23 protein-coding genes are annotated in these 25,141 nt (G+C 50.3%); 12 read left to right on the plus strand and 11 right to left on the minus strand.

Going from position 1 to position 25,141, the window contains the following annotated elements; all coding sequences use genetic code 11:
- Positions 1–195: 195 nt before the first annotated feature.
- On the minus strand, positions 196–702 hold the full coding sequence (ftnA, locus tag UC15_RS22280; RefSeq protein ID WP_095921401.1) for a non-heme ferritin: 507 nt from the start codon (positions 700–702) through the stop codon (positions 196–198).
- 405 nt (positions 703–1,107) lie between these two features.
- Here ftnA and UC15_RS22285 point away from each other — a divergent pair, with 405 nt between their 5' ends.
- Positions 1,108–1,338 carry a DNA polymerase III subunit theta gene (locus UC15_RS22285; protein ID WP_112291033.1) on the plus strand — a complete coding sequence of 77 codons (231 nt, stop codon included), beginning with the start codon at positions 1,108–1,110 and terminating at the stop codon, positions 1,336–1,338.
- A gap of 18 nt (positions 1,339–1,356) precedes the next feature.
- Here UC15_RS22285 and pip read toward each other — a convergent pair whose 3' ends face one another.
- From pip to dbpA, 4 genes are all read right to left on the minus strand, one after another.
- Complete coding sequence (gene pip / locus UC15_RS22290) at positions 1,357–2,313, minus strand: prolyl aminopeptidase (RefSeq protein WP_112291035.1); 957 nt, start codon at positions 2,311–2,313, stop codon at positions 1,357–1,359.
- A 559-nt stretch (positions 2,314–2,872) separates the two neighbouring features.
- Positions 2,873–4,912 (minus strand): S9 family peptidase, encoded by a 2,040-nt coding sequence (locus UC15_RS22300; RefSeq protein ID WP_112291038.1) that lies wholly within the window; start codon positions 4,910–4,912, stop codon positions 2,873–2,875.
- A gap of 122 nt (positions 4,913–5,034) precedes the next feature.
- Positions 5,035–5,400 carry a protein YebF gene (yebF, locus tag UC15_RS22305; protein WP_112291040.1) on the minus strand — a complete coding sequence of 122 codons (366 nt, stop codon included), beginning with the start codon at positions 5,398–5,400 and terminating at the stop codon, positions 5,035–5,037.
- 199 nt (positions 5,401–5,599) lie between these two features.
- Complete coding sequence (dbpA, locus tag UC15_RS22310) at positions 5,600–6,982, minus strand: ATP-dependent RNA helicase DbpA (protein ID WP_112291041.1); 1,383 nt, start codon at positions 6,980–6,982, stop codon at positions 5,600–5,602.
- A 259-nt stretch (positions 6,983–7,241) separates the two neighbouring features.
- Here dbpA and purT point away from each other — a divergent pair, with 259 nt between their 5' ends.
- Complete coding sequence (gene purT / locus UC15_RS22315; protein WP_112291043.1) at positions 7,242–8,420, plus strand: formate-dependent phosphoribosylglycinamide formyltransferase; 1,179 nt, start codon at positions 7,242–7,244, stop codon at positions 8,418–8,420.
- 99 nt (positions 8,421–8,519) lie between these two features.
- Here the strand turns inward: purT and UC15_RS22320 are convergent, their stop codons facing one another.
- Positions 8,520–8,699, minus strand: a complete 180-nt coding sequence (locus tag UC15_RS22320) for a YoaH family protein (protein ID WP_112291045.1) — start codon at positions 8,697–8,699, stop codon at positions 8,520–8,522.
- A 162-nt stretch (positions 8,700–8,861) separates the two neighbouring features.
- Between UC15_RS22320 and pabB the strand changes: the two genes are divergently transcribed.
- The 4 genes from pabB to UC15_RS22340 all read left to right on the plus strand — a co-directional run bounded on the left by pabB (position 8,862) and on the right by UC15_RS22340 (position 14,459).
- On the plus strand, positions 8,862–10,241 hold the full coding sequence (gene pabB, locus UC15_RS22325; RefSeq protein ID WP_112291047.1) for an aminodeoxychorismate synthase component 1: 1,380 nt from the start codon (positions 8,862–8,864) through the stop codon (positions 10,239–10,241).
- Positions 10,238–10,840, plus strand: a complete 603-nt coding sequence (locus UC15_RS22330) for a CoA pyrophosphatase (RefSeq protein WP_112291048.1) — start codon at positions 10,238–10,240, stop codon at positions 10,838–10,840. Before pabB ends, UC15_RS22330 begins: the two co-directional genes overlap by 4 nt.
- Before the next feature lie 207 nt (positions 10,841–11,047).
- Positions 11,048–12,412, plus strand: coding sequence for an L-serine ammonia-lyase (locus UC15_RS22335; protein WP_112291050.1), 1,365 nt, complete (start codon positions 11,048–11,050; stop codon positions 12,410–12,412).
- Between the two features lie 454 nt (positions 12,413–12,866).
- Positions 12,867–14,459, plus strand: coding sequence for an EAL domain-containing protein (locus UC15_RS22340; RefSeq protein WP_112291052.1), 1,593 nt, complete (start codon positions 12,867–12,869; stop codon positions 14,457–14,459).
- 75 nt (positions 14,460–14,534) lie between these two features.
- Here UC15_RS22340 and UC15_RS22345 read toward each other — a convergent pair whose 3' ends face one another.
- Positions 14,535–16,094 (minus strand): TerC family protein, encoded by a 1,560-nt coding sequence (locus UC15_RS22345; RefSeq protein ID WP_112291053.1) that lies wholly within the window; start codon positions 16,092–16,094, stop codon positions 14,535–14,537.
- Between the two features lie 592 nt (positions 16,095–16,686).
- Between UC15_RS22345 and manX the strand changes: the two genes are divergently transcribed.
- The 5 genes from manX to mntP all read left to right on the plus strand — a co-directional run bounded on the left by manX (position 16,687) and on the right by mntP (position 20,755).
- On the plus strand, positions 16,687–17,649 hold the full coding sequence (gene manX, locus UC15_RS22355) for a PTS mannose transporter subunit IIAB (protein ID WP_112291057.1): 963 nt from the start codon (positions 16,687–16,689) through the stop codon (positions 17,647–17,649).
- A 91-nt stretch (positions 17,650–17,740) separates the two neighbouring features.
- Positions 17,741–18,538 (plus strand): PTS mannose/fructose/sorbose transporter subunit IIC, encoded by a 798-nt coding sequence (locus UC15_RS22360; RefSeq protein ID WP_112291058.1) that lies wholly within the window; start codon positions 17,741–17,743, stop codon positions 18,536–18,538.
- Positions 18,539–18,549: 11 nt separating this feature from the next.
- Positions 18,550–19,392, plus strand: a complete 843-nt coding sequence (locus tag UC15_RS22365) for a PTS mannose transporter subunit IID (protein ID WP_112291060.1) — start codon at positions 18,550–18,552, stop codon at positions 19,390–19,392.
- 94 nt (positions 19,393–19,486) lie between these two features.
- On the plus strand, positions 19,487–19,945 hold the full coding sequence (locus tag UC15_RS22370) for a DUF986 family protein (RefSeq protein WP_112291062.1): 459 nt from the start codon (positions 19,487–19,489) through the stop codon (positions 19,943–19,945).
- A 237-nt stretch (positions 19,946–20,182) separates the two neighbouring features.
- Positions 20,183–20,755, plus strand: coding sequence for a manganese efflux pump MntP (gene mntP / locus UC15_RS22375; RefSeq protein ID WP_112291063.1), 573 nt, complete (start codon positions 20,183–20,185; stop codon positions 20,753–20,755).
- Here the strand turns inward: mntP and rlmA are convergent.
- Complete coding sequence (gene rlmA / locus UC15_RS22380) at positions 20,747–21,568, minus strand: 23S rRNA (guanine(745)-N(1))-methyltransferase (protein ID WP_112291065.1); 822 nt, start codon at positions 21,566–21,568, stop codon at positions 20,747–20,749. The two genes, mntP and rlmA, sit on opposite strands and share 9 nt — an antisense overlap.
- Before the next feature lie 148 nt (positions 21,569–21,716).
- On the opposite strand from rlmA, the gene pgeF reads away from it, so the two are divergent.
- Positions 21,717–22,430 (plus strand): peptidoglycan editing factor PgeF, encoded by a 714-nt coding sequence (gene pgeF, locus UC15_RS22385; protein WP_112291067.1) that lies wholly within the window; start codon positions 21,717–21,719, stop codon positions 22,428–22,430.
- Positions 22,431–22,514: 84 nt separating this feature from the next.
- Here pgeF and cspE read toward each other — a convergent pair whose 3' ends face one another.
- The 3 genes from cspE to UC15_RS22400 form a co-directional block, all read right to left on the minus strand.
- On the minus strand, positions 22,515–22,724 hold the full coding sequence (gene cspE, locus UC15_RS22390) for a transcription antiterminator/RNA stability regulator CspE (protein WP_002221949.1): 210 nt from the start codon (positions 22,722–22,724) through the stop codon (positions 22,515–22,517).
- A 41-nt stretch (positions 22,725–22,765) separates the two neighbouring features.
- On the minus strand, positions 22,766–22,882 hold the full coding sequence (locus UC15_RS22395) for a DUF2627 domain-containing protein (protein WP_072010221.1): 117 nt from the start codon (positions 22,880–22,882) through the stop codon (positions 22,766–22,768).
- A 1,105-nt stretch (positions 22,883–23,987) separates the two neighbouring features.
- The gene (locus tag UC15_RS22400; protein WP_112291069.1) at positions 23,988–24,977 is read right to left on the minus strand and encodes an MBL fold metallo-hydrolase; all 990 of its coding nucleotides are present in this window, start codon (positions 24,975–24,977) and stop codon (positions 23,988–23,990) included.
- Positions 24,978–25,141: the final 164 nt, after the last annotated feature.

Below are 25,141 nucleotides of genomic sequence, written 5' to 3' on the forward strand. Positions count from 1 at the left end.
GGCAGGTCGATGATCTGCCAGGGCAGGCAAAGAGAAGTGGTTTTATTGAACACGATAATTTCCTTGGCTTGCTTGATGATGAATTTATAACGCCGACACTTTAGCGCAAACGCGCTTAAAACGTTTGTCATAAAAACATAAAAAACGCAGAGGCCGAAGCACTCTGCGTTGTTTGCAAGCTCACACAACTGAAAATTAACCAGCCGGAGCTTGTGCCACCATATTTTTGAGATCTTTATCCACAAAGAACAAACCGTTGCCGGTATTGCTTACCAGCGCCAGTTTATCCAGAACAGATTTGAACAACGTTTCTTCTTCATGCTGCTCTGCAACGTACCATTGCAGGAAGTTGAAGGAAGAATAATCTTTCAGCGTCATGGACAAATCTGCCAGTTCATTGATTTTCTGAGTGATCAGTTGTTCGTGTTCGTAAGTCTGCTTGAACAAATCGGTCAGCGATTCGAAAGACACCGGCGGAGCAGCAATGGCGCCCAGCAGTGGCAGAGCACCTGTATCGCTGACGTATTTGAACAGACGATGCATGTGATCCATTTCTTCCATTGAATGCTGTTTCAGGAATGCGGCAGCACCTTCGTAGCCTTTATCGCTGCACCATGCACTCATCTGCAAATATAAATTGGCAGAATAAAACTCGAGGTTCAGCTGTTCATTAAGCTGATCAATCATTTCTTTTTTAAGCATGGTACGGCTCCGGATTTAAATTACGGCAGGTGGGCTGAATTATTTACCCGCATTATGCCCGCATCAACACAAAATAAAAACACCCGATTCACATTAATATTCACCGAAATAACAAATATATTTAAGGCAATGATTTATAAAGGTATTTTATCTCCATAAATATACAACAATGATAATCATTAACATATAGATGGATATTAAAAAGAATCATTCTTATTCAGGATATTAATTAGCGGATTCTTATTGAAGTTAATTATCACTTCAGATTTGTGAATGGTTCTTATTTACTATTAATATTAACCTGCCAATTCTCTTCTTAGGGATAGTGTAAAAGTAAAATCACAACATTCACGATGGCGTCTGCCTCGGGTACAATGAGGCAAAACGGATCACCAGGAAGCAGCAATGAGTATCAATCTGGCTGAAATCAGCAAAGACGAAATGGATCGCATCAACGTCGATCTTGCCGCCTCAGCGGTGGCTTTCAAAGAACGCTACAACATGCCGGTTGTCGCGGAGATAGCAGAACGCGAGCAGCCTGCGCATTTGCGCACTTATTTTCGTGAACGGGTGATGTTTTATCGCGGGGAATCACATAAGTTCTCCCGCTTACCTTACGAGCCTAAGCAAAAGTAAGCGGGAAAGCTGGAAACGTTAGCGCCGGGCGGCGAAACGCTGGTTGGTGCGGATTAACTGATCGAGAATGCCCGGCTCATCAAAAGAATGCCCTGCACCTTCGATAATGTGCAATTCTGCTTCCGGCCAGGCCTGCGCCAGATCCCAGGCGTTTTGCACCTGACAGGCCATATCGTAGCGGCCGTGAACAATGACTGCCGGAATATGGCGGATGCGTTCCACATTTTTCAGCAACTGGTCATCAGTTTCTAAAAAGCCCATATACGTGAAGTAGTGATTCTCAATGCGGGCAAAAGCCAGCGCGAAATTATCTTCGCCAAATGATGCCGCTCCTTCCGCAGGCATCAACGTCACGGTCTCCCCTTCCCACAAACTCCAGATCTTAGCCGCTTCAAGCTGAACAGCGCGGTCATCGGAGGTCAGACGGGCGCGATAGGAAGCAATTACGTCTTTGCGTTCTTCCTCAGACAGGATCGACAAAATACGCTGCCATTTCTCAGGGAAGAAACGGGAGGCGCCGTCCTGGTAATACCAGGTCAGTTCCTGTTTGCGCAGAGTGAAAATACCCCGCAGTACCATCTCGCTGACGTGCTCAGGGTGAGTCTGGGCGTATGCCAGCGCCAGCGTCGAGCCCCACGAACCACCAAATACCAGCCATTTATCGACACCGGCCATTTTGCGCAAACGTTCAATATCATCGACCAGATGCCAGGTTGTATTATTGTCGAGACTGGCATGAGGTTTAGAGCGTCCGCAGCCACGCTGGTCAAACAGCATGACGTCATAATCTTTAGGATCGAACAACTGACGGTGAACCGATGAACAGCCGCCGCCAGGCCCGCCATGAAGAAATACTGCCGGTTTGCCCGCCGGGTTTCCGCTGCGCTCCCAGTAAATCTGGTGACCATCGCCCGTATCAAGCATGCCACTGGCATAGGCTTCCAGCGGTGGATACAACCCTTTTAATTTTGGCATGACATTTCCTGTTCTATTCGGCCAGTGTATTGATAAATGTGCTTACATCTTAATAACAGCGCATTGGCCCACTTACAACAAGTGGTTATCTCCAAAAACCGTTGTTTTGTATGCCGTTCGCATACTTATCGCGCAATTTGATTGCATCACATGCCAGCTGATGAAATATCACTCCTCTGTAAAGTATTGTGGGAAACGCGAAGGTGCTTGCAACTGACCTGAATTAAGCAGTAAATAGGTGAGCAACCCAATCCACCCGCTTTAAGAGAGGCAATTATGAGTAAAGGAATGGATAGCAAAAAGAATGCGAAGAAAAAGCCATTGAAAACACCGGCCGAAAAAAAGGCTGATAAAAAAGCCAAGAAAGCTTCTGCTTAACAATGTACTTCGTAGATCAAACCCGCCGAGAGCGGGTTTTTTTATGTCCCTGTCATACTTCAAATTGCAGGTGCGTTGGCTGCGTTTACTCACCCGAATCGCTGACCCATGTCAGCTCATCGGGATTGGCTCAGTTGTCGCCTGCCTGCCATTCGAATTATTTAGGGGAAAAGCCTGATACTCAGTTTTTCGTCGCCAGCGCCAGTACAAAAGCGTATTCCAGCGCGATATCTTCATAGGCTTTAAAGCGGCCGGATTTACCACCATGCCCGGAATCCATATCGGTGTGCATCAGCAACTGGTTATCATCGGTTTTAAGCTCGCGTAATTTCGCGACCCATTTTGCCGGCTCCCAGTATTGCACCTGCGAATCATGTAAACCGGTGGTGACCAGCATATGCGGATAGGCCTGTGCGCGAACCTGATCGTACGGGCTGTATTGCAGCATATAGTCATAACTGGCTTTGTCGTTCGGATTGCCCCACTCGTCGTATTCACCGGTTGTCAGCGGAATCGACTCATCGAGCATAGTTGTCACGACATCAACGAACGGAACTTGCGCCACGATGCCGTGATACAACTCCGGCGCCTGATTAATGATTGCGCCCATCAGTAAGCCGCCCGCACTCCCCCCCATAGCATACACCTGTCCGGCATCGCCGTAGCCTTCAGCCACCAGCTCTTTGGTCACATCGATGAAATCATGGAAAGTGTTGAGTTTATTGAACAGCTTACCGTCGTCGTACCATTGCTGCCCCAGCTCTGCCCCGCCGCGAATATGCGCCAGTGCAAAAACAAAACCGCGATCCAGCAAGCTCAGACGACTGCCGCTGAACGCCGGATCCATGCTGCTGCCATAAGAACCGTAGCCGTACACCAGCAGCGGATTTTCATTCGGCTTGAACAACTCACGACGATAAACCAGCGACACCGGCACTTTCACACCATCGCGCGCCGTAACCCAGACACGTTCGCTGCGATAATTGTCTGCATCGAAATCTTTTACTTCCTGCTGTTTAAGCAAGGTACGTTCATGCGTATCGAGATCCAGTTCAAACAACGAGCTCGGCATGGTCATCGAGGAATAGCCATAACGAAGCAAGGACGTATCCGGTTCCGGATTGTATGCCAGCCAGGTGGTATATGTCGGATCGTCGAACGCCAGTGATTTTTCCTCACCGGATTTCCAGTGGATCTGACGCAACTGCGTGAGACCCTGATGACGTTCGTCCACCACCAGCCAGTCACGGAACAGACTGAAGCCTTCCAGCATCACTTCGATGCGCGGTGCAATAAGCGTCTGCCAGTTGGCTTCCACACCATCTTCACTCTTATAAAGTCCGAAGTTTTTGCCGTCTTTATTGGAACGGATGTAGAAATGCCCAAGATAATGATCGAGAGCGTATTCATGATCTTTACGACGTGAAAGAAATACCTGCGGTTTGGCCTGCGGATCATCGGCATCCAGCAGCAGGATCTCGGAAGTCGTGGTGCTGTCGAGGTGGATCAGAATGTATTTTTCAGACGTGGTTTTATCCAGTCCGACGTAAAACGTGTCGTCTTTTTCTTCGTACACCAGCTTGTCGGTTTTCGGATCCGTGCCGACCACGTGGCGATAAACCTGATACGGCAGCAACGTTTTCTTGTGTTTGCGCACGTAATACAACGTCTGAGAATCGTTAGCCCATTCGCTGCTGCCGGAGGTGTTTTTTAACAGATCATCCGTCCAGGTTTCGTCATCGAGTTTTTTGATGCGGATATCGTACTGACGGCGGGAAAGAAAGTCTTCCGCCACGGCCATCAGTTTGTTATCCGGGCTGATATCCAGACCGCCCAGCGTGTAAAACTCACTGTCTTTGGCGCGCTCATTGCCGTCAATCAGCGTGCTCCAGTTTTCATGTCCGGCGGCAGGCTGGCGCAGATAGATGGCGTATTCGTTGCCCGGCTCATAACGGGTCTGATAACGATAACCGTGTTTCACGTAAGGAACGGAATGATCCTGCTGCGCAATGCGCGCCACCATTTCGCCGTACAGCGTTTCACGCAATGCCTGCTGTGGCTGCATGGCCTGTTCTGTAAATTCATTTTCAGCCGTGAGATAGGCCAGAACCTGAGGATCGGCGCGGTCATCGTCACGCAGCCAGTAATAATTATCGACACGGTCATCACCGTGAATACTCAGGGTTTGCGGGCGTTTTTCAGCCTTTGGAGGTGTCATCATCTCGGGATCTCTTTGTCCTCTTTGCGGTGTGACAAGAGTGACAGGTTTAGACAGGGAAACCAAGAGACGTCAATGCGAGGAAATAATGCGTCCGCTAAGGAATTAACGGACGCAGTCGGTGCCTATAACGGCGCGCTGTAGCTGATTTCGCCAATCTGACAGTTAAGGGTCACCTGATAAGTTTTATCGGTGTGATCACCACGCACTTTCAGCGGGATATCCCATTTCGCATTACTGCCGCTGATGCTATCGGTCACCACCCACGCGACCGGCGTGGAAGTGCCGAGCACTTTTTTATCCGCATCCCAGCGCGGAATACGATTTTGCAGGAAATCACGTTTTACCAGCGCGGCAACATCATCTTTGGTGGCCGTGGCGCACGGTGTCACCGTTGCCGTTCTCACTTCAGGTTCATCAGCCTGTGCGACCTGGCTCAGGCTGCTCATTCCTGCAACGGCCATCACAGCGCCCAAGATTACCTTTTTCATCGTTCGTCTTCCCAGTCTTTGTCGTTCATCCAGTTGACCTTGCCGGAGCCGTGGACCTTAAAAACAATAGCCCTACCAATTACAAGGTCATCGCTTGCGTTAGATAATATAATCCCCAACAAGGCAATAACACAACATTAACAATATGACGTTCAATTCAAAGATAAGCCGTTAACGTAAAATTATCAGCGCAAAGCCTTTATCGTAAAATGATGGCCTTACAGTTTTTGCCTTTGATTTTCCCTTCCTGCAAACGCTGCAATGCTTTCTTCGCGCTTTTCTGGCGGATCGCCACATAAGCGTGAACCGGGAACATATCGATTTTACCAACTTCAGCAGCGGTCAGCCCAGCATCGCCGGTCAGCGCACCGAGAATATCACCGGGACGGATTTTGGCTTTGCGGCCGCCATCAATACACAATGTCGCCATTTCAGGATCCAACGCCACCGGCGTTGCGGCCAGCGCCTGAGCAGCAGGCTGCCAGGTGAAACGCTGACGGGTATAATCTTCCAGCGCGGTCACACGCGGCATTTCCTGCGGCGTCACCAGGCTGACGGCCAGACCGCTCGTTCCTGCACGGCCGGTACGACCCACGCGGTGAACGTGAACTTCCGGATCGAAAGACAGCTCATAGTTGATCACCAGTCCCAGCTGTTTAATGTCCAGCCCGCGCGCGGCCACGTCTGTCGCTACCAGCACACGGCAACTGCCGTTGGAGAAACGCACCAGCACGCGATCGCGATCACGCTGTTCGAGATCGCCATTCAGCGCCAGCGCGCTGATGCCTTTCGCTTTCAGGTCATCACAAACATCCTGACAGTCACGCTTGGTATTACAGAACACCACGCAGGACGTTGGCTGATACTGATACAGCACCGCAGCCAGCAGGGATAAACGCTGTTGCTTACCGGCTTCAATGAAGATTTGCTGAATATCGGCAATGTCATCTTCACCTTCGATTTCTACTTTCAGCGGCTGACGCTGGAATTTGGAACTGATGCGCTCAATGCCGTCCGGATAGGTCGCGGAGAACAGCAACGTCTGGCGGTCCTGCGGCGTATAGCTGACGACATCTTCGATATCTTCACTAAAGCCCATGTCCAGCATGCGGTCAGCTTCATCCAGCACCAGCACTTTCAGCTCGTCGAGCTTGAGCGTGCCTTTACGCAGATGTTCCTGAATACGGCCCGGCGTGCCGACCACAATGTGCGGCGGATGGACCAGGGATTCGAGCTGTGGCCCGATCGCCTGGCCGCCACACAGGGTCAGAATTTTGATGTTCTGGGTAAATCGCGCCAGACGGCGTAACTCTTTACTGACCTGATCGGCCAGTTCGCGAGTCGGACACAGCACCAGCGCCTGAGCAACAAACTGTGAAACGGTAATGCTGTTCAGCAAACCAATACCAAAGGCGGCCGTTTTACCGCTGCCGGTTTTGGCTTTAGCGCGAACGTCCTGACCTTGCAGAATGGCAGGCAAAGAGGCTTCCTGAATCGGGGTCATATCGGTGTAACCCAGTTCATTCAGGTTGGAAAGTTGCTCAGCGGGCAATGTCAGGGCAGAAAAGGAATGCGTGCTCAAGGCGATAACTCTTTATGTGAGGCAAAAATCGGGGCAGCGGCAGGAAGCCTGACGCCATGGTTTGGCTAAATAATAACAGAGACGCTCACCGGCTGCCTTAAACAGCAGAAAACAGGCTAAAAAAACCTGTAAAACACGTTTTTTTTGCACAGAGAATTTTACCTGGCGTGCCGCGCAATCGTTTTCGTCGCCATTTATTTCAGATATACTGCGCGCCGAAATTCCTGTTTTCACTCACCACAGATCTGGGTACGAAGCTATGTTAACCATTGGTACTGCACTGCGCACCGGCGCCACCCGCGTCATGTTATTAGGCTCTGGCGAGCTGGGTAAAGAAGTGGCCATCGAATGTCAGCGTCTTGGCCTGGAAGTGATCGCCGTTGACCGCTACGCCGATGCACCGGCGATGCAGGTCGCTCATCGCAGTCATGTGATTAATATGCTTGACGGCGACGCGTTGAAAGCAGTTATCGAAAGTGAACGCCCTGATTTTATCGTGCCTGAAATCGAAGCCATCGCAACCAGCATGCTGGTTGAGCTGGAAAAACAGGGCCACAACGTGGTGCCTTGCGCCGAAGCGACCCGCCTGACCATGAACCGCGAAGGCATTCGCCGTCTGGCCGCTGAAATCCTGAAATTACCGACATCGACGTATCAGTTCGCTGATGATGAAGCGACTTTCCGTCAGGCCGTCGACGCCATCGGTTATCCATGCATTATCAAGCCGGTCATGAGCTCATCCGGTAAAGGCCAGAGCCTGATCCGCAGCGCCGATCAGTTACAGACCGCATGGGATTACGCGCAGCAAGGCGGCCGTGCAGGCGGCGGACGCGTGATTGTTGAAGGACTGGTGAAGTTTGATTTTGAAATCACCTTGCTGACCATCAGCGCCGTTGACGGCATTCATTTCTGCGCGCCAATCGGACACCGTCAGGAAGACGGCGATTACCGCGAATCCTGGCAGCCACAGCAGATGACTGAGCTGGCATTGCAGCGTGCAAAAGACATCGCGGAGAAAGTGGTGAAAGCGCTGGGCGGCAAAGGCCTGTTCGGCGTTGAGCTGTTCGTGTGCGGCGACGAAGTGATTTTTAGCGAAGTCTCCCCTCGCCCGCACGACACCGGTATGGTGACGCTGATTTCTCAGGATCTGTCCGAGTTTGCGCTGCATGTGCGCGCGTTCCTCGGCCTTCCTGTAGGTAAAATCCGCCAGTTCGGCCCTTCTGCATCTGCCGTGATTCTGCCGGAACTGACCAGCAATAACGTCACGTTCAGCGGTCTGGAAAATGCGCTGACGGGCTACAATCAGGTTCGTCTGTTCGGCAAGCCGGAAATCAGTGGCAAACGTCGTCTGGGTGTGGCGATGGCGATTGCAGACAATGTTGAAGACGCCGTGGAACAGGCGAAAAAAGCGGCCGCTGCTGTGGTTGTTAAAGGCTAGACGATTCAGAATGCTGAGACGAAAAAAAACCGGACGCCTGAAAAGGGTCCGGTTTTTCTTTGTCATGACGCAAGCAGTGACGCAAACCGTCAGTCAGTTTTATTCGTCTTCGTCATCAAAAATGACGGTGACGCGGTCGCCTTTATGCGTTTCGCGAATTTCTTCTGCAACGGTCGCAATGGCTTCGCCGCTGCTCATGCCGTTTTCCATTAACTGGCGGATACGATCGGCGGCCTGTTCTTGTTCATGATGTGATAATGAAGGCATACCTGTCAGCATGGGAGTGTCCTGTTGTACTGGTGATAAATAAAGCCCGCGCAAGGCGGGGTTGCACAGTATACGCCTAAATAAGGCAAATCGCCTGCGCTGCTTTCAGCCCCTCAGTTCTGTGTTAGGATCGGCCTAAAATACGTCATCGCGCCAGAGAAGCTTATACCTGCCATGCAAGCCACCCAGTCCGTTGTTTTTCACTCCTTACCTTATCAGCCAGATGCACTGACAGAGCGCTTCACACCGCTTTCCGCCCTGCCCTGGGCGATGCTTTTACACTCAGGTGCAGCACAGCATCAGCATAACCGTTTCGATATTCTGGTGGCGGATCCGCTGATAACATTGACCACCCGTGGCGGGCTAACGCAGATTGAAAAAAATGGCGTGGAACAATGCCGGCAGGACGATCCCTTCGCCTTGCTTGAAGAGCAACTGACTGCTTGCGGATTACACGCAGAAAGCTTGCCTGAATTTCCGTTTCTCGGCGGCGCTCTCGGGTTGTTCGGCTATGATTTAGGCCGTCGCGTTGAGGATCTGCCACAAATCGCGATACGCGATATTGAGTTGCCCGATATGGCTGTCGGGATTTATGACTGGGCGCTGATCGCCGATCATCATTTGCAGCGTTTGACATTGATTTGTCATGGCGATATTTCTGCACGTTTGCGCTGGCTTGATGAGCATCGGAAAATCCGCTCTGCGTCAGCGCCTTTCCGGCTGAATGCGCCGTGGCAGGCGAATATGAGCCGCGAAGAATACGGTCAAAAGTTCAGGCAGATTCAGGAATATATCCGCGACGGCGATTGTTATCAGATCAATCTGGCGCAACGTTTTTCCACGCAGTACGGCGGCGATGAATGGCAGGCTTTTCTGCGTCTGAATCAGGCCAACCGTGCGCCCTTCTCAGCATTTCTGCGTCTGCCGCAAAACACCGTTCTCAGTCTGTCGCCGGAACGTTTTATCTGGCTTAAAGAAAACCAGATTCAGACACGACCGATTAAAGGCACCCTCCCACGCTGTGAAGATCCGACAGAAGATGCGCGACAGGCAGAAAGGCTGGCAGGATCGGAGAAAGATCGTGCCGAGAACCTGATGATTGTCGATTTGCTGCGTAATGATATCGGGCGCGTCGCCGTGCCCGGCAGCGTGCGCGTGCCGGAACTGTTTGTGGTTGAGCCGTTTCCGGCGGTGCATCATCTGGTCAGCACCATCACTGCGCAGTTACCGCAAGAGTGCCATCCTGCGGCCTTGTTACGCGCCTGTTTCCCGGGCGGTTCCATTACCGGCGCACCGAAAGTGCGTGCAATGGAAATCATCGAAGAACTCGAGCCACATCGCCGCAACGGCTATTGCGGCAGCATCGCGTATATCAGCTTTTGCGGCACCATGGACAGCAACATCACCATCCGCACGTTACTCACGTCGCAGGGAAAAATTCATTGCTGGGCAGGCGGCGGGATTGTGGCGGACAGTCAGGAACAGGCAGAATATCAGGAAACTTTTGATAAGATTGCCCGAATTCTGCCTCAGTTAGGAGAAACATCATCGTGACTTTGCTGGAACAACATGCGCCAATTCAGACACTTTCCCCCGCTGTTGAAGATTTCATATTGCGCTTTCAGTTGCAGCAACCTCGCCAGCCCGCACCGGCGCTGCGTGGAACCCGTCACGCTGCGGTGCTGATCCCGATCATTTGCCGCCCCGAACCTACGCTGTTACTGACACGCCGATCAGATCAGCTGCGCAAACACGCGGGACAAGTCGCCTTTCCCGGCGGCGCGGCGGATGCTTCTGATGCGTCGATTATCGCCACGGCCTTGCGTGAAGCGCAGGAAGAAGTCGCCATTCCGCCTGAAGAGGTTTATGTATTAGGCACACTTTCGCCGCAGGATAGCAGCAGCGGTTTTCGGGTCACTCCGGTAGTGGGGCTGTTACCCGTCGATGTGCCGCTGCATCCGGCTGAAGACGAAGTCGCCGAGTTATTTGAAATGCCGCTGAGTGAAGCTTTTGATCTGGCCCGTTATCACCCGCTTGATATTCATCGCCGGGGCATTCATCACCGCGTTTATTTGTCCTGGTATCAGCAGCAATTTGTCTGGGGTCTCACCGCCGCTATCATCCGCCAGCTCGCCGGACAGGTCGAAGTCTGAGCGCTCTGATTACATAGCGATCACACTTTTGCATCAAATAAGTTTATTTCATGCGAAAAATGAAACTTTTGCCTCTCAGCCCTTTTAAACTATAAGTCTATCCATAAGAACAAGAGAGCCGTCCATAAAGACGAAATCTCGCTGTCGTTCATTTATGGAAGCCAGGGATCCCGTTCCCTGCCGCAATCTATTACAGGAGTATTCGACGTGATTAGCGTTTTCGACATGTTCAAGGTCGGGATTGGCCCTTCCAGTTCCCATACTTTGGGCCCGATGAAAGCCGGTAAACAGTTCGCTGATGACCTGCTGGAAAAGGGCATGATGCCTGCCGTTACGCGTGTCGCCGTGGACGTTTTTGGTTCTTTGTCTCTGACAGGCAAAGGCCACCACACAGATATCGCCATTATTTTAGGCCTGGCCGGTAATCAGCCAGACACCGTCGACATTGACGGAATTCCCCATTTTATCCGCGACGTTGAGCAACGTGAGCGTCTGCCGCTGGGGAACACTCAGCATGAAGTAGACTTCCCGCGTGATACCGGCATGGTGTTCCGCGGTGAGAATTTGCCACGCCATGAGAACGCCATGCAAATCCATGCGTTTGCTGGCGATAAAATGATTTACAGCAAAACGTATTATTCCGTCGGCGGCGGTTTTATTGTCGATGACGAACACTTCGGTCAGCCGGTTCTCGACGAAGTCACCGTGCCTTACAGCTTTAATTCGGCCAGTGAAATGCTGGCTAAATGTAAGGAAACCGGCCTGTCATTATCCGGGCTGGTGATGAAGAACGAGTTGGCGCAACACAGTAAGCAGGAGATCGACCAGTATTTCGAGAAGATCTGGCACACCATGCAGGCGTGTATCGATCGCGGTCTGAATACTGAAGGCGTGTTGCCGGGGCCGCTGCGGGTACCGCGCCGTGCGTCTGCTCTGCGCCGGATGCTGGTGTCAAACGATAAGCTTTCCAGTGACCCGATGAACGTGATCGACTGGGTGAATATGTTTGCGCTGGCAGTTAACGAAGAAAATGCCGCAGGCGGACGCGTAGTGACTGCGCCAACCAACGGTGCATGCGGCATTGTGCCGGCGGTACTGGCCTATTATGACCAGTTTATTCAGTCGGTCAGCCCTGACATTTACCTGCGCTATTTCCTGACCTCCGGCGCTATCGGCATTTTGTATAAAATGAATGCGTCGATTTCTGGTGCAGAAGTCGGTTGTCAGGGCGAAGTGGGCGTAGCCTGTTCGATGGCGGCAGCAGGTCTGACGGAATTGCTGGGCGGCAGCCCTGAGCAGGTGTGTGTCGCTGCCGAAATTGGTATGGAACACAACCTCGGTCTGACTTGTGATCCGGTAGCCGGACAGGTTCAGGTGCCGTGCATTGAGCGTAATGCCATTGCTTCGGTGAAAGCGATTAACGCTGCCCGGATGGCACTGCGCCGCACCAGCGAGCCAAGAGTGTCTCTGGATAAAGTGATCGAAACCATGTACGAAACCGGTAAAGATATGAATTCAAAATACCGTGAAACGTCGCGTGGTGGTCTGGCGATTAAGGTTCAGTGCGACTGATTTTACTGTCGCGTTGATAATTTCCTGCGGTTCTTCAGCTGAAGCATTTTCAGCGGGTTTACCGCAGGAAATATTATCCGCACGATAGCTGGCAGCAATAAAACCTTCGTTAATGACAACCTGTTGTATTATCGAAACATAATGGATGTGTCACTTGCATTATACCCTGCAGGTACGGCATGCTGTTTTCCGCCTGATTTCCCCGATCGGTGAGCCTCTTGATACAGAAAAATACAGGCCGGGTTCTTCGGGGAAAATATAAGTGACAACGTCACTTAGGCTGACTTTCTTTAATTTTCACTCAGAAACTGAGTGTATTTTCCGCAACTCAGGCTGAGCATCCGACGATTTACAGCTACTATCAATAAAAACACACTGGCTGTTACGCATCGGTAAACCTTTAAAAAAAATAATTTGAGCCTGCAATTAACACGGGATAAAAAGGATTAGAACGATGCTGTTCTCCCAGACCGGACTTGCGAAGTATCGCTACTATCGCATTGCGCTTGCCTGCGCGATGGGGATATGTACTTTGCTTCTGACGCTTGGCATTCGTATTTACGAACAAGCACAGGTCATTGCAGAAGACCAACAACGTGTCGCGCTGCACACCGTTCAGAAGCTGGAAAAACTACTCGAACCGGCGTCACCTGCCGGAAAATCAGCGCCTCTGGATCAGACGCTTGGCTGCAACGTCCTGCAATCGTTACTTCAGCAAAAAGTCGCCCGGCTGCAGACATTACGCTCTATAAGCCTGGTCAGTGACGGTAAAATCACCTGTTCAAGTCTGGTCGGTGCGCTGGATCTCAGCCTCAACGACATTTTGCCGTCATTTTCTCAGGGCTTAACGCAACTTGAACTGCGGGCTTCGAAATGGAGCCGTGTCGATACCCCGACACTGGTTCTCTGGAATCCCTCAACACCGGATAACCGTAACGGCGAACTGTTTGTTTATAATATTGGCATATTGTCGAATTTCCTGCTCGAACCGCAACCGCCCTATGCCAGCCATATCGTTTTGAACGTTGGTAAGCAATATCTCGAGTATGGCAAAAAGGACATCATCAGCAGCGACGATCTTCCGTACCCTCCTCTGCTGAGTGAGAGATCGCAAAAATATGATTTCTCTGTCTCCATCTTCGGAGAAAAAGCCAGCGAACTGGCCTGGAATGAACTCCCCTCACATTTACCGCTTTCGGTGTTAATCAGTTTACTGACGGCCACCGCGGTTTATCTGCTTTCCGGCAGCCGGATCAGTCTGGCCTATCCGATCAGCCACGGCATTTCACACCGCGAATTTAAGGTCTATTGCCAGCCGATTATTAACAGCGATGACGGCCGCTGTATCGGTGTTGAAACGCTGATGCGCTGGAAAAACCGCAGGCAGGAATGGGTGTCGCCTGATGTATTTATTCCGCTGGCAGAACAGCACGGGTTAATCATCTCGCTTACCCGCTATCTGATTAAAACCGTTGCCGATAATCTGGCGGTTTTCCCGGCGACTCCAGGCTTTTATGTCAGCATTAACGTAGCAGCGCAGCATTTTAATAATATGGAAATTGTGGATGATATCCGCAAGCTTTGGCTTCCGGCTCAGCCTTCTGTTTCCCTGATGCTTGAACTGACCGAGCGCACGCGTCTTCAGGAACTGCGTGCCGCGGAAATTTCGCAGCTCAAGGACATGGGGATTTTGCTGGCTATTGATGATTTTGGTACCGGCCACAGTTCGCTGAGTTATCTCAAAACGCTAAATCCGGATGTGCTGAAGATTGACCAGGCGTTTACAGCATCCATCGGAACCGATGCCATCAACGCGACGGTCACGGACACCATTATTACGCTGGCGCAGCGGCTGAATTTAAAGCTGATTGCTGAAGGGGTAGAAACCCGCGAACAGGTTGATTATCTGCGTAAACGCAGAGTGGATTCTTTGCAGGGCTACTACTTTGCACGCCCGATGCCGGTAGAAGTTTTCCCCGTCTGGCTGGAGCGTTATCAGAAATCGACCCAAAATATGGAACCTCAGGACGTTCAGGGTTCCGTCTGATCCCGAAGTATTCGCACTATTTCAGGCATAAAAACGGCGACCGGAGTCGCCGTTTTACCTTCAGGCACGCCAGCTTTAGTGGCTTTCTTCCCACTGATCTTCTGACTTAATCCGGGTGATGCGGACACGCTCGATGCGATAGTCTGTCACCTCAAGGATCTCAAAGTGCAGCGACGCCATTTCAATCACTTCACCGGCAACCGGCATCTGGCCTGATTTCGACAGCAGCAATCCGGCAAGTGAAGCAAAATCATCATCCGCATTCACCAGATTGTTCACGTCGAGAACTTGCTGAAGTAGGTGCAAGTCAGTCCCGCCTTTCGCAATCCATGACTCACCGTCAGCGATCACATCCGGCATCTCATCTTCGTCAGGGAACTCACCAGCAATGGCTTCCAGCACGTCCAGCGGCGTGACCAGCCCCTGAATCACACCAAACTCATTGTTTACCACCACCAGACGCCCCCTGGCTTTACGTAATACCGCCAGCAGATTGATCACATCCATGGTTTCCGGCACCACAATCGGCGGCGTTTTCTCCGCGAAAGCCACGATGTTTTCGCCGTTCTCCAGCGCCACCAGCAGGTCTTTCGCACGTACTACACCGATGACATCATCCAGAGAATGACGGCAGATCGGGAACAAACTGTGCGGCGTATCCAGTAGCTGGCTGCGGATTTCGGCCGGTGACTTTTCGCAGTCCACCCATGAAATCTCAGTGCGCGGCGTCATGATAGTGCGCAATGTACGCGATGCCAGCGTCAGAACGCCCGTTATCATATGGCGCTCTTCTTCTGCAAAAGCTTCTGATGCAGGCAGTACATCACCGACTGGCTCATCTTCATTCTGATGCTGACGTTTCCCGCCCATCAGGCGCTGAATGGCCTCGGCGGTACGCTCACGCATCGGACGGTTAGACTGGCTTTTCAGGAAGTTACGGCGTGCAATCTGGTTGAACAGTTCAATCAGAATCGAGAAGCCGATCGCCGCGTACAGGTAGCCCTTCGGAATATGGAAGCCAAAACCTTCCGCTATCAGGCTCAGACCAATCATCAGCAGGAAGCTGAGACACAGCACCACTACCGTCGGATGATTGTTCACAAAACGCGTCAGCGATTTAGACGCCAGCAGCATCACACCCATGGCGATCACCACGGCGGTCATCATCACAGCCAGATTATTCACCATACCGACTGCTGTAATCACGGCATCCAGCGAGAAGACGGCGTCGAGCACCACAATCTGCGCCACAACCGACCAAAAACTGGCATAGCCGCGGTTCGGTGTTCCCTGTTCGTCATGCCCTTCCAGCCGCTCATGCAGCTCGGTGGTGGCTTTAAATAACAGGAACAGCCCTCCGACCAGCAGGATCAGATCCCGCCCTGAGAAGCTGAATTGCGCAATGCTGAACAGCGGCGTGGTCAGTTTGACCATCCACGAAATCAGCGACAGCAGGCCCAGACGCATTATCAGCGCCAGCGAAAGGCCGATAATACGGGCTTTATCGCGCTGCTTTGGCGGCAGTTTGTCTGCAAGAATGGCAATAAAAACAAGGTTGTCGATACCCAGAACAATTTCCAGGACAACAAGCGTCAGCAAACCGACCCAAATTGAAGGGTCCATCAAAAATTCCATGTCAGACTCCGCAATGAGTTAAAGAAAAATGACGCAAAGAAACGCGTGACGTCCGGCGGTCAGAAGACATGCCAGAGGCGGTCACGATAAAAATCTCAGATGAAAGCGGTTTCAGTGCGGCAGTAATCAGGCCCAGTGGGGCGTATTTGCCGGTAAGAATGAGGTGATAGTGCGAAGAATAGTGACGTCGGTGACAGTCCATAGGGAGGGCTGAGGCCCGGTACTCCTGTTCAATGATTCGGAAAATCACTCTATCAGGAATGATTATTTGAATAAAGTGTGATTTTTTACGATCCGCATCATTTTGAAACATCTATGCTGTTTTAATGTGCAATGTGAAAACGTATTCACACTACGTCGTTCAATAACGGACAACGGTCACAAAAATTATTTTTTCGCACACTAAAATAAATCACGTCGCACAACCTGTTGAGGTTCTGCAGTTTTACTGTTTTGCAGTCTTATCAGAAATTAAGGAACGTTAGTACGCAGGGAATGCCCTGTCCGCCTCAGGAATAAAAACGGGCGGATATCATCAGCACCATTACTTATGTGCATAACTCTTTTCAAGAGTTAACAGAGGAGGTAGCGAGTGAGTATTGCTATTATCATCGGCACGCACGGGTCAGCAGCTGAGCAGTTGCTGAAAACAGCGGAAATGATTTTAGGTGAACAAGATAATGTCGCCTATATCGATTTCGTTCCGGGCGAGAACGCCGAAACCCTGATCGAAAAGTACACGGCAAAGTTGGGTGGTTTAGACACCAGCAGCGGCGTCCTTTTCCTGGTCGACACCTGGGGGGGCAGCCCGTTCAATGCCGCCAGCCGTATTGTTGTCGATAAAGAAAATTACGAAGTTGTCACCGGTGTTAATATCCCAATGCTGGCAGAGACTTTCATGGCTCGCGATGACAACCCTTCTTTCGCAGAACTGGTTGCCATTGCAGTAGAAACAGGTCGTATCGGCGTGAAAGCGCTGAAAGCCCCTGAACCTGCTGCCCAGGCCCCTGCCGCCGCCCCTGCGCCAAAAGCAGCTGCTCCGGCTAAACCTGCCGGTCCGAACGACCATATGAAGATCGGCCTTGCCCGTATCGATGACCGTTTAATTCATGGCCAGGTCGCGACCCGCTGGACCAAAGAAACCAACGTGACCCGCATTATTGTTGTCAGCGACGAAGTGGCTGCCGATACCGTGCGTAAAACGTTGCTGACTCAGGTTGCTCCTCCTGGTGTTACTGCACACGTTGTTGACGTCGCAAAAGCCATCCGTGTCTGGGATAACCCAAAATACGCTGGCGATCGCGTGATGTTGTTATTCACTAACCCGACTGACGTTCTGCGTTTAGTTGAGGGTGGCGTGAAAATCACTACCGTAAACATCGGTGGTATGGCTTTCCGCCAGGGTAAAACTCAGGTGAATAACGCAGTGTCTGTCGACGAAAAAGATATCGAAGCGTTCAAGAAATTGAATGAAAAAGGTATCGAACTTGAAGTGCGCAAAGTCTCTACTGACTCTCGCCTCAAGATGATGGATCTCATTAATAAGATGAATTAATAAGCACATCACGAATGTGCAGATTCACTCAACGTTATCTGCCTGATGTGCCTGTTTATACTCAGCGTCCTTTGGTCATAGGAGAAGTGCAATGGAGATCACCACACTACAAATTGTGCTGATATTTATTGTTGCATGTATTGCCGGGATGGGTTCGATCCTGGATGAATTTCAGTTTCACCGCCCGTTAGTTGCCTGTACTTTGATCGGTTTTGTTCTTGGTGATGTTAAAACCGGGATCATCATCGGCGGTACGTTGGAAATGATTGCACTTGGCTGGATGAACATCGGTGCGGCTGTTGCGCCGGATGCCGCCCTCGCCTCAATCATCTCTACCATTCTGGTTATCGCAGGCGGACAGTCTGTCGGTGCCGGTATCGCACTGGCTATCCCGCTGGCGGCTGCCGGTCAGGTATTAACCATTATCGTTCGTACTATCACTGTTGCCTTCCAGCACGCAGCGGATAAAGCGGCTGAGAAAGGTAACCTGAACGCCATTACCTGGATCCACGTTTCCGCGCTGATCCTGCAGGCAATGCGTATCGCAATTCCTGCGGTGATTGTTGCTGTGTCTGTGGGTACTGCGATTGTTCATGACCTGCTGGCTTCAATCCCTGAAGTGGTCACCAATGGTCTGAACATTGCTGGTGGTATGATCGTTGTGGTTGGTTACGCCATGGTTATCAACATGATGCGTGCTGGCTACCTGATGCCATTCTTCTACCTTGGTTTCGTTACTGCCGCATTCACCAACTTCAACCTGGTTGCACTGGGTGTGATTGGTGTGGTGATGGCTGTTCTTTACATCCAGTTGAGCCCGAAATACAACAAGTCTGCGCAGGCAGCGGCTGCACCGGGTGTTAACGATCTCGACAACGAATTGGATTAAGGGTGAAGGACATGGTTGATCAAACTGCAGTTAAAAAACTCACGGCCAGCGATATTCGCGGTGTGTTTATGCGCTCCAACCTTTTCCAGGGGTCATGGAACTTCGAACGTATGCAGGCTCTGGGCTTCTGCTTCTGTATGGTGCCTGCCATCCGTCGTCTCTACCCTGAAAATAACGACGATCGCAAAGCGGCTATCAAACGCCACCTGGAATTCTTTAACACCCATCCTTACGTTGCGGCCCCTGTACTGGGTGTTACGCTGGCGATGGAAGAACAGCGTGCCAACGGCGCACCTATCGACGACGCAGCCATCAACGGCCTGAAAGTCGGTCTGATGGGGCCTCTGGCCGGTGTGGGTGACCCGATCTTCTGGGGTACTGTTCGTCCGGTGTTTGCTGCACTGGGTGCGGGTATCGCGATGACCGGTAGCCTGCTGGGGCCGTTGCTGTTCTTCATTCTGTTTAACCTTGTACGTCTGCTGACCCGCTACTACGGTGTGTCTTATGGCTACAAAAAAGGTGTCGATATCGTTAACGATATGGGCGGCGGCTTCCTGCAGAAACTGACCGAGGGGGCGTCAATTCTCGGCCTCTTTGTCATGGGGGCTCTGGTTAACAAATGGACGCACGTTAACATTCCGCTGGTGGTATCAAAAATCACCGACCAGACAGGCCATACCACGGTCACGACTGTCCAGACGATTCTGGATCAGCTGATGCCAGGCCTGGTGCCATTACTGCTGACCTTCGGTTGTATGTGGCTGCTGCGTAAGAAAGTTAATGCCTTGTGGATCATCGTTGGCTTCTTCGCCATCGGTATCTTCGGTTACTGGATTGGCCTGTTAGGTCTCTGATAACCGCTAAACCGGGGGATCATTCCCCCGGTTTTTTTATGACCTGATTTTGCTGTTTTTGATTTGCCTTTTGTGGCCGTAAGCTGGAGTTTTCATGTCTGTTACCGATATTGTCCTCGCGCTCTTCATCCTCCTGTTGCTGGCCTACGCCATCTACGATGAGTTCATCATGGGAACTAAAAATGGTGAAACGCGCCTGCGTGTGAATCTAAGACGCCGCAATAAACTGGATTCCATTATTTTCATCGGTCTGCTGGCGATCCTGCTTTATAACAATATCCATGCTAATGGTACTGTCGTAACGAATTATCTGTTAATTGGTCTTGGCCTTATTGCTTTCTATCTCTCGTTCATCCGCTGGCCAAAAATGCTGTTCAAACCGAAGGGTTTTTATTTTGCCAATACCTTCATTACCTATGACAGGATCCGTAGCATGAACCTTTCAGAAGATGGTGTATTGGTATTTGAATTAGAACAGAAAAAGTTATTAATCCGCGTTTATGAACTTGACGATCTGGAAAGGATATACAAGTTAATGGTTGAAAATCAATAACCTGGAAGTAATCTCAAGACTATCATTTATAGCCATAGGTATATTTATGGCTTTAATGCTTAAGCTTAATGCTAATATTCCCACACTAACCTGATTGTTATTTACCCCTACATTCAAAACCCCTTTTATCTGCAATAACATTAATTTATTCCCGGATATAAAAACCCTTATTTATTTGGTGTTGTCCTGCATAAAAATATCATGATAAGGTTGCGCCGTTCTTTGGGGAGTATACTCGTGAACTTATCCGCAACGCTTATTCTGGCATTTGGCATGTCGATGGACGCCTTTGCCGTATCCATTGGTAAAGGTGCTGCCCTTCATCGCCCTTGCCTGCGTGAAGCCCTCCGTACTGGCCTGATTTTCGGTGTAATAGAAGCAATTACACCGCTAATTGGCTGGTGGCTGGGCTTATTTGCCAGTCAATACATCATGCAATGGAGTCATTGGCTCGCCTTTATTCTGCTGTCCATTCTTGGCACACGAATGATTGTTGAAGGGCTGAAAGATAAACCGGATGATGCTCTTACAACCGCAACACACCATAGTTTCTGGATCCTGGCAGCCACAGCGGTTGGCACAAGTCTGGATGCGCTGGCAATTGGCGTAGGATTAGCGTTACTGGAAGTGAACATCATCCAGACCGCACTCTTTATCGGTATGGCAACCCTGCTGATGTCCACGTTAGGAATTATGGTCGGACGCTTTATCGGCCCGCTTTTAGGCAAGTGGGCCGAAGTTTTAGGGGGCGTGGTGCTGATCGGAACTGGACTGAATATCCTGCTCGAGCATCTGGGCTATTTAAGCTAAGACGCGCTGATGTATTCTGATGAGAAAATCTGTTTCACACTCAAAGGCCGTCTGAGCTTTTAAGTCAGCCATCACTTCCTCTGTTGCCCGCCATGCAAAAGGCGTCATCTGCAACAAATCAAATGCCTGTGCGCCCGAAAGGCTCATGTTGTACGCCAGTGCCTCGGTGCTGATCCGCTCAAAGCCGTCCAGTTGTTCATCCAGATCGGCATGCAATTGTACATCCTGATAAATCAGCCCTTTCAGCTGATATAAGTGACGCGGTCCAGGCGCCACAGTCACCACCAAACCCCCGGGTTTAATGGCCCGGTAAAGCTCCTGAGCCTTACACGGCGCATAAATGCGAATGACCGCATCCAGAGAGCTGTCTGCAAAGGGCAAGCGGTGGCTGGACGCCACGCAAAAAGACACATCGTGATAGCGTTTGCCGGCATAACGGATAGCCACTTTAGCCACATCCAGGCCAAAGACTTTCAGCGTACGACGCTGTATTAATCGTTCTGCGATAGCTGCAGTGTAATACCCTTCCCCGCAGCCGATATCCAGTAATGCCTGGGCATCCTCCGGAATGACTTCATCGAGGATATCCGACAAACGGTCCCGTAAAGGCTGATAATGACCGGCATCAAGAAATGCACGACGGGAAATCATCATTTCCGGACTGTCACCTGGTTGCTTTGAGCGTTTGTGCTGTACGGGCATCAGATTCACGTAACCCTCTTTGGCATGATCAAACTGATGATTGGCCGGGCAATGCCATTGCTGACCTGTCAGCGTAAGCGGCTGGAAACAAAGCGGGCACTGATACGTCATGGAGAAAACCTGCAAGGAAAGTCTGAGGAGGCGAAAGTTCGCAATAGAGGTAAGTCTAAAGAAGGCGCACTGAGGTTGCAACTGCTGGAAAATCCGCATAAAAGGCAGCTACACTGAAGCGATATCATTTTTCTGACCGAGAGACGAGATGAGTGACAGCTCAGTTTTACTCAGCCATATCCCCGGCATTTTACATGGCTTCGGCGATAAAGAATCCTTGCTGCCTGCTCATCTGAAAGCCTTTGAAGCCACACGACCGGAAAAGAAACAGGTTCATGGCACCCGGATTGTGGATGTGGCCCAGCCCGGACAAGATTGTGGCGAAGCGGACGGATTTATCACCTCCGTGCCCGGTATTCTTCTGGCCGTCTTTACCGCGGACTGCCTGCCGGTGATTTTTTGCCGCAAAGATGGCAAGGAAGTGGCCGCGGTTCACGCTGGCTGGCGGGGACTTATCGACGGTATTCTGGAGAAAATGGCGCAACGGATTAATCAGTCGGGTGATACTCGTGACTGGGTTGTGGCCATCGGTCCTGCAGCGCAGGCTTGCTGTTACGAAGTCAGTCAGGAACTTGTGGATACATTTATGCAACAACTCGACTTCCCCCCGGCCCTGATTTCGCCGCGTCATCGTCACCTTGATCTGGCTGCGATTGCAGAGGCTAAACTACAGGCTTTGGGATTTGCAGGAATTGACCACGCTGGCAGTTGCACGATTTGTACAACGGCAGGGAGTGCAACGGAGGGGACAGCATTCAAATACACCAGCTTCCGGCGTAACAGTCATCAGCGGGCAAAAGACCCTTCACATCCGGGCATCAGCGGGCGAAATCAGCAATCTGGCATTATGATCTTGCGGTAAAGTGAGCTGGCAATAACAGCTCAACATGCTGAAAACAGACACAAAAAAACCCGCCTTGGCGGGTTTTTTTACAGCTGACGCTGCTTAGATTGCAGTTACGTTAACTGCTGACGGGCCTTTCTGGCCGTCTTGGATTTCGAACTCTACGTTCTGGCCTTCAGCCAGAGTTTTGAAGCCGTTACCCTGGATTGCAGAGAAGTGTACGAACACATCTTTGCTGCCGTCAGCAGGAGTAATGAAACCGAAACCTTTAGACTCGTTGAACCACTTAACTTGACCTTTGATCTTTGCCATCTTGAGTATTTCCTTTGGATTGTTTAAACCGCCCGTAGGCGTTACATAGACAAACTAGAGTCGTTACTGCTTGAGGCACTAAGATTAAAATCGGCAGAGAAGCGGTATTCAACGTGAACGTCTTTACTCAGAACTTCTATACTGAAAATGCCACACATATACAGAACTGTACCTCGTTTTACCCAGATGCGTTATCACATACTCTGAATTCGATGGCAAGCCATTTTTAATCAGTGATGGACATGTCGCACATATTTGAGCCGGTTAAAGGCACTTCGTGTTCAGTTATGCTGAAATATGTTGATAGACATGCTTTTTTCTGCTTTGCAGTTTCACCTGCATATCAAACAAAACAATAACGACCTGTTTTTGATTATTGATCATTTAATGCAGAACCGTAAGCGTAAAACACACCTTTATTTGAATTTTTATTGTCAAGATCGGCCAAAACCTTTTGCTGATGGCCTGATAAGGCGCGGAAAAGCAACACCCCGGGTCAGGTCACGTTCGGGTGACAGCGGGTCTGTCGGGCCAGGTGCACACTTGTGCAACAGAACGGGCAACCGGTTTAAAACATAGCCAGACAATATGACTGGTTATGCAATAATCAATTACGCCAGGGAAGGATAAAATGGTGCAAAACAAAACGCAGACTACAATAAATGCACCTTAACTGTGCGCCTTAGGCATGTACCCGATAATACATAAAATCACTCACCCCCTTCGGAGATTCAATTCTAAACCCCTCCCCCTCCTAATACAGTTTTCTTGTCATCTCATTTTTGACATTATAATGAATTAAAGTTTGCGAGTTGGTTAAATCGGTATAACACTTGCGCAAACTTTTAAAACTCACTTATTCATATAAAAAATATCGTTATGAAAATATAATATTAAATACCGTGATCGGAATCTCAAATCATCATTATCATGCTCTCGGAAAACGGGCGCGCAATCGTCACTGCGACAGCATGACTGGCGAGGACTTTACGGCAACCTAATCAGCACAATGCACTGTATCTTAAGCAATCTCAGGGATTACACGCCACCAACGGCAGTTTTGCGCTTATCGATACGAATAATTATTTCATCCGCAAAATATCTGACAGTGGGAGCATTATCCTTCCATGGATATTAATTAACAAATCAGTAACCCATTCATTTTGTAAGCCATCATAAAAACATCACGATGATTGATAATACTTCTCATTTAATAACTACCAAATTGCACTTTAAAATCCCTCTGCAACGGGCAAATGATATTCAATCTTTAGAAATGCTTGCGCCGATTTTTAAGGGTTTGAATTCCATTTCTGGCGAGTCACTTTGAGATATCGCCTGCGCTAATTCGTTTAAGGGTTGATCGAGAGAATCATCAGCTAATTCAAAAACCCCCCAGTGAATTGGCACGGCTTTCTGACAACGTAGTTGCGAAAAGACAGTCACAGCCTGCTGCGGATCCATATGCTGCGCGCTCATGAACCATCTTGGTGCATAGGCGCCGATGGGAATGGCGGCTAAATCGAATGGCCCTAGACGCTGACCGATCAGTTCAAACTGATTGCTATAACCACTGTCCCCGGAAAAATAGAAGCGCAAATCAGTGTTTCTGACGACCCAGCCACACCACAGGGACTGATTGCGATCCCAAAATGTCCGCATACTCCAGTGGCGCGCTGGCACGGCTGAAAAAGTCAGATCACCAAACTGATGTTCCTGCCACCAGTCAAGTTCTTCGATATACCGCGCTCCGCGCCGCTCAAGCCACGGTTTCATGCCCAAAGGCACCATAAACTGCACGTCAGGGAAACGTCGCAACAGCTTGCGCACGGTCGCGCGATCAAGATGGTCATAGTGATTATGGGAAAATAACACGACGTCAATAGGTGGCAGTTTTTCAACCGGTGCAGCAACGGGCGTTTTACGTTTAGGCCCGTAGAAACTCAGCGGCGAGGCGCGATCCGATAACGCAGGATCCATAAGAACGTAACGTCCGGCCACGCGCAGCAATAAACAGGCGTGACCTAAAAACCATAAACGATCATCCGTTCCGCTAAAATCAGCTGTCTGCCACCACTGGCTGATGAAATGTTCGTAGCCTTTCTCTGGCGGTGCAGGCAGTCGCTGGGCTTTACGTTCCTTTCTCCAGCGTTTGAAATCCCCCTCCTGGCGGTTCTGCGGTTCAACATTGGTGAAACCGTCAGGCGTATGATGAGATTTTGAAGGATCGTAATAGGGATTTTTACCAGGCATAGGGCTCCAAGGGAAAGCTTTCCTGTTTGAACGAAAATGTGAACACATCATTTTAAGTAGCATATTTGTTAATCACACTACAGAGAGAAAGTGAAAAAATATGTGCCAATTCAGCAGCCATCAACGGTTAAGAAAATCTTAATAACTGTGTGTTTTACTGAGGA

It is taken from the genome of Rahnella sp. AN3-3W3, from assembly GCF_003263545.1.
In the GTDB taxonomy this organism is placed as follows: Bacteria; Pseudomonadota; Gammaproteobacteria; order Enterobacterales; family Enterobacteriaceae; genus Rahnella; species Rahnella variigena.

Excerpts from the sequence above, each read along its gene's own strand:
- ftnA (WP_095921401.1), bottom strand. The coding sequence starts at position 702 with ATGCTTAAAAAAGAAATGATTGATCAGCTTAATGAACAGCTGAACCTC.
- UC15_RS22285 (WP_112291033.1), top strand. The coding sequence starts at position 1,108 with ATGAGTATCAATCTGGCTGAAATCAGCAAAGACGAAATGGATCGCATC.
- pip (WP_112291035.1), bottom strand. The coding sequence starts at position 2,313 with ATGCCAAAATTAAAAGGGTTGTATCCACCGCTGGAAGCCTATGCCAGT.
- UC15_RS22300 (WP_112291038.1), bottom strand. The coding sequence starts at position 4,912 with ATGATGACACCTCCAAAGGCTGAAAAACGCCCGCAAACCCTGAGTATT.
- yebF (WP_112291040.1), bottom strand. The coding sequence starts at position 5,400 with ATGAAAAAGGTAATCTTGGGCGCTGTGATGGCCGTTGCAGGAATGAGC.
- purT (WP_112291043.1), top strand. The coding sequence starts at position 7,242 with ATGTTAACCATTGGTACTGCACTGCGCACCGGCGCCACCCGCGTCATG.
- UC15_RS22320 (WP_112291045.1), bottom strand. The coding sequence starts at position 8,699 with ATGCTGACAGGTATGCCTTCATTATCACATCATGAACAAGAACAGGCC.
- pabB (WP_112291047.1), top strand. The coding sequence starts at position 8,862 with ATGCAAGCCACCCAGTCCGTTGTTTTTCACTCCTTACCTTATCAGCCA.
- UC15_RS22340 (WP_112291052.1), top strand. The coding sequence starts at position 12,867 with ATGCTGTTCTCCCAGACCGGACTTGCGAAGTATCGCTACTATCGCATT.
- UC15_RS22345 (WP_112291053.1), bottom strand. The coding sequence starts at position 16,094 with ATGGAATTTTTGATGGACCCTTCAATTTGGGTCGGTTTGCTGACGCTT.
- UC15_RS22360 (WP_112291058.1), top strand. The coding sequence starts at position 17,741 with ATGGAGATCACCACACTACAAATTGTGCTGATATTTATTGTTGCATGT.
- UC15_RS22365 (WP_112291060.1), top strand. The coding sequence starts at position 18,550 with ATGGTTGATCAAACTGCAGTTAAAAAACTCACGGCCAGCGATATTCGC.
- UC15_RS22370 (WP_112291062.1), top strand. The coding sequence starts at position 19,487 with ATGTCTGTTACCGATATTGTCCTCGCGCTCTTCATCCTCCTGTTGCTG.
- rlmA (WP_112291065.1), bottom strand. The coding sequence starts at position 21,568 with ATGACGTATCAGTGCCCGCTTTGTTTCCAGCCGCTTACGCTGACAGGT.
- pgeF (WP_112291067.1), top strand. The coding sequence starts at position 21,717 with ATGAGTGACAGCTCAGTTTTACTCAGCCATATCCCCGGCATTTTACAT.
- cspE (WP_002221949.1), bottom strand. The coding sequence starts at position 22,724 with ATGGCAAAGATCAAAGGTCAAGTTAAGTGGTTCAACGAGTCTAAAGGT.
- UC15_RS22395 (WP_072010221.1), bottom strand. The coding sequence starts at position 22,882 with ATGTGTGGCATTTTCAGTATAGAAGTTCTGAGTAAAGACGTTCACGTT.
- UC15_RS22400 (WP_112291069.1), bottom strand. The coding sequence starts at position 24,977 with ATGCCTGGTAAAAATCCCTATTACGATCCTTCAAAATCTCATCATACG.